This is a genomic window from uncultured Paenibacillus sp. (assembly GCF_963515335.1).
Lineage (GTDB): Bacteria > Bacillota > Bacilli > Paenibacillales > Paenibacillaceae > Paenibacillus_I.
In genome coordinates this window covers 1-4,031 of record NZ_CAUPYC010000115.1, presented here as the reverse complement: position 1 = coordinate 4,031, position 4,031 = coordinate 1, and the positions used below count along the sequence as shown (strand labels likewise).

The following is a 4,031-nucleotide window of genomic DNA, read 5'->3' as shown; positions in this document are numbered from 1 at the left end:
GAACCGGACCGGCTGCCGGCCGAACCGGCAGGCGAGCCCGAACGGCTCGCTGAAGCGCCGGGCCGAAAGCCGAAGCCGCCCGCCGCGCCGGGATCCGAGCCGTAGCTGCGGCCGCTGCCGGCGCCGAAGCTGCCGCGTGCCGGCCGCCCGCCAGGAGAAGCGACCGTTATCACCGCATCCGGCACCTCCTGCAGGAAGCGCGACGGCGCGTTCGCCTTCGTCTGCCCGAACAAGGTACGCATGCGCGCGCACGTCAGGAAAAGCTGCTCCTCCGCCCGCGTAATGCCCACGTAAGCGAGCCGGCGTTCCTCCTCCAGTTCGTCGTTGTCCATGAACGCACGGCTGTGCGGAAACACGCCCTCCTCCATGCCGATTATGAAGACGACCGGAAATTCCAGTCCCTTCGCACTGTGCATGGTCATAAGAACGACGGCGTCCTTGGCGTCCTGCGCCGCGTCCTTCCGGTCCATGGAATCGATGTCGGCAATGAGCGCCAGATCGGTCAGAAAAGCGACCAGCGACTTCTCGTCGTTGCGCCGCTCGAAATCCATCGTCACCGATAGAAACTCGTCGATGTTCTCGAGCCGCGACTTCGATTCGAGCGTATTCTCGCGCTCGAGCTCCTCGCGGTAGCCGATAAACTCCAGCATTTTCTCCGTCAACTCGGTAACCGACAGGTAATCGACCATCCGGGCCAGGTTGTCGATCAGCTCGTGGAAATCGGTCAGCGCCGCCCGCGTCTTGCCCGCCACGTCGATCCCGTCGGGATCGGCCAGCACCGCATACATTGACTCGCCGCGCCGCGCCGCCTCGGACGACACCTTCGCCAGCGTCGTATCGCCGATGCCGCGCTTCGGCACGTTGATGATCCGGATGAGGCTGACGTCGTCGTCCGGATTCGAGATCAGCCGCAAATAAGCGAGCAAATCCTTGATTTCCTTGCGGTCGTAGAATTTGATGCCGCCGACGATCTGGTACGGAATATCGGATTTGATCAAAATTTCCTCGATGACCCGCGACTGCGCGTTCGTCCGGTACAAAATCGCATGGTCGGCAAATTTGCGTCCGGCCTGCTTGTTTTTCCGGATCTCGCCCGTCACGAAGTAGCCCTCTTCATGTTCCGAAGCGGCCTGATATACGGTAATCGGCGAGCCTTCGCCCTTGTCCGTCCAGAGCTTCTTCGGCTTGCGTCCGGTATTCTGCTTGATGACCGCATTCGCCGCATTCAGAATGTTGGAGGAGGAACGGTAGTTCTGTTCCAGCAGAATCGTCCGCGCCTCGGGATAATCCTTCTCGAAGTTAAGAATATTCGCAATGTCCGCGCCGCGCCAACGGTAGATCGACTGATCGCTGTCTCCCACGACGCAAATGTTGTGATGCTTGTCCGACAGCATGCGGCACAGCATATATTGCGCCCGGTTCGTATCCTGGTATTCGTCCACGTGAATGTAACGGAATTTGTTCTGGTAGAACTCCAGCACTTCCGGCACTTCCTTGAACAGTTGGGTCGTGATCATGATGAGATCGTCGAAATCGAGCGAATTGTTGCTCTTCAGCCTTTTCTGGTACGCCCGGTACACGTTCGCGGCGATCTGGTCGAAGTAGTCGCCGGCCTTCTGCTCATAGCGGTCGGGTGTGAGCAGCTCGTTTTTGGCGGAGCTGATTTTGGCCTGGATCGCCTTCGGCTCGAACTTCTTCGTGTCGATATTCCGGTCCTTCATCACATTGCGGATAACCGACAGCTGGTCGGCCGAGTCGAGTATGGTGAAGCTCGAGCTGTAGCCGATGCGGCCGATGTCCTTGCGAAGGATGCGGACGCACATCGAGTGGAACGTGGAAACCCAGATGTCCTGCCCGCCTGGGCCGACAAGCGCCGCCACCCGGTCCTGCATCTCGCGGGCCGCTTTATTCGTGAACGTGATCGCCAGGATGCTCCAGGGCGCAACCCGCTTTTTCTCGATCAGATAAGCAATGCGGTGCGTGAGCACGCGCGTTTTGCCGCTCCCCGCTCCGGCCATGATAAGCAGCGGCCCGTCGGTCGCTTGCACGGCCTCCCGTTGGCGGGGATTCAGCTTCTCCACCGCTTGGTCGATGTCGATCCGATTAAACATAATAATGCCCCTTTGTTCGCGTTTTGTTCGCCTGTTTTAAGTCTAGTCCACCCGCCCGTGTGTGTCAATTTAAGATTGCCCGCGTTCGCGTGAAAATGTTCCCAAAGCCTGCCGCCGCGCAGCGCGCCCGGGAGGAGCCGGCTTTGGAGGACGAATTAGCTGCATTCTCTTACCCGCCGCCGCAGCTCGGCCGCAACTTCCGTGGGATTATCCATTTCAAAAATGACGTATTTGTACCGGTCATGCCCGTCCGTTTCGATCATTACGACAGGTTTTCGGCCCTCATAGGACAAAAAGCACCATTCGTGCGCGTACCTGAAGCTGCCTTCGTAAATATGCAAAGAAGCAATCGAGGTGCCGGGCATGCGCAGCATCCATGCGGGAGCGTCGAACACGTCCACATGCACGTTCCTTACCGTGCGATAAGGAATAACGACTTTGCGCTTAAGGGCAAACAAGCTTTGGAGACCGGAAAGCTTCAGCGTAAACGCCGACTCGCCGAACATCGCGTTTCTTCCCATATATCCGGCACCTCTCTTATTGTCAGGATCGGAAACTATAATAATTATACCAGACTAAGATCCGTCCGGCTTTTATCTAAAATAACCGCAACATTTTGTTTGAGCATACTATGCCAGACAAATAGACATAGACTCGTGTAAAAAAGAGCGCTGTAACAGCGCTCAGATGTGCAAACACCAAATTAATGTGACGAAATTGAGTGGGTTCGACAAAAAAACCATAAAAACAGTGAAAAATCAGTTGCAAACCCTCTAACTGAGGGGTAATATGAAATTAAAGATGCCCTGTCTTCTCCGAACGCTTAAGTTCCACTTAGGCCAATGATGTAGGAGAGATGGGGTTATCTATTTTTTTTCGCAAATTGAGGGGCAATTCTATGTTCGCTGGGAATAAATAGCCAATGACGATAGGGATGCCGCCACCGCTCTTCATATTCCTTTGTACCAGTTGAAATTCCTATGTTGAAATTCGGATAGATTCGTCTGATTCGATTGTTTATATGTTTGTATACTCTCTCCTTTGCGATCGTTCGTTTGCCTCTTTTTCGTTCCCCTTCCGGAATAACTTTATGCAGCTCATTTAACCTAAAATACATCGATCCAAGTACGATATCCATGTACTGCAAAATAACGTGTTGGTGAGATTTGACTTCGCTAATATCTTCTTTCCTTATTTGAATTCCAGCAACCAAAAACTCTTGGGTGAATTGAAGTCGTTGGATAAAGTCCTTAAATACGGATGCAACTTGAGGCGATACAGGCAACTCATCAAAATATATCCGAAGTGAAAGATTTTCCTCGCCTTCTGGATTTGAATATTTCAGTCCAAAAGCATGTTTAAAGAATTGATAATAAAGCATCTGATACTCGTTCGTTAATTGCTCCTTACTAAGACTAGTCGCTTGTCGATAATTATGAGTAAACATGATACGTATCTTAACTAAATCTTCTTGAATTAAATCAAAAAAGCAATCCATTAAAGCTATATATTTTTCAACATAAGGCGAAGTTACTTTCTGCCACTTGATTTCACCAGTTATATTTAGTTCTTGTTTTTTCGCCTCAAGAATGTCAACGATCCTCATATAATCTTGCGATCTTACCAATGCGCCGCCGTAAAAATTACCGTAATACGGTCCTTCATCGTTAGATTCGTCCATATAAATAATATACTGCATCGACGACGGCCTCCTCTACCACTACATTGGTAATTATATCACAAAAAAGATCCGAAACCAGGTTCATAAAGGAAACCTCTGTCGAGACCTTTCGTGGATGAGCGACCGCTTCAGAGGAGGTTTATCGCCAATCAAGAAAGGATGAACAACCTAAAACTTATACTTTTGCCATGCAATATAATCGCTTATGGCAAAAAGGACTCCCTTTCGAGGTTCGAGGC

Annotated in this window: 3 protein-coding genes; all 3 read right to left on the bottom strand. The window is 51.6% G+C overall.

Translation table 11 applies throughout. The annotated features are described in order from the left end of the window. On the bottom strand, window positions 1-2,111 hold a 2,111-nt coding region (pcrA, locus tag RWM61_RS20010), incomplete at its 3' end, for a DNA helicase PcrA (protein ID WP_314004206.1). A gap of 155 nt (window positions 2,112-2,266) precedes the next feature. Further along, entirely contained in the window at window positions 2,267-2,632 is a 366-nt protein-coding gene (locus tag RWM61_RS20005; protein ID WP_314004203.1) for a hypothetical protein, read from the bottom strand. A 341-nt stretch (window positions 2,633-2,973) separates the two neighbouring features. Further along, window positions 2,974-3,810 carry a DUF3800 domain-containing protein gene (locus tag RWM61_RS20000; RefSeq protein WP_314004200.1) on the bottom strand — a complete coding sequence of 279 codons (837 nt, stop codon included), beginning with the start codon at window positions 3,808-3,810 and terminating at the stop codon, window positions 2,974-2,976. Between the last annotated feature and the right edge of the window lie 221 nt (window positions 3,811-4,031).

What these genes read in the sequence shown, in the direction of transcription:
- RWM61_RS20005 (WP_314004203.1), bottom strand. Translation starts at nt 2,632, where the DNA reads ATGGGAAGAAACGCGATGTTCGGCGAGTCGGCGTTTACGCTGAAGCTT.
- RWM61_RS20000 (WP_314004200.1), bottom strand. Translation starts at nt 3,810, where the DNA reads ATGCAGTATATTATTTATATGGACGAATCTAACGATGAAGGACCGTAT.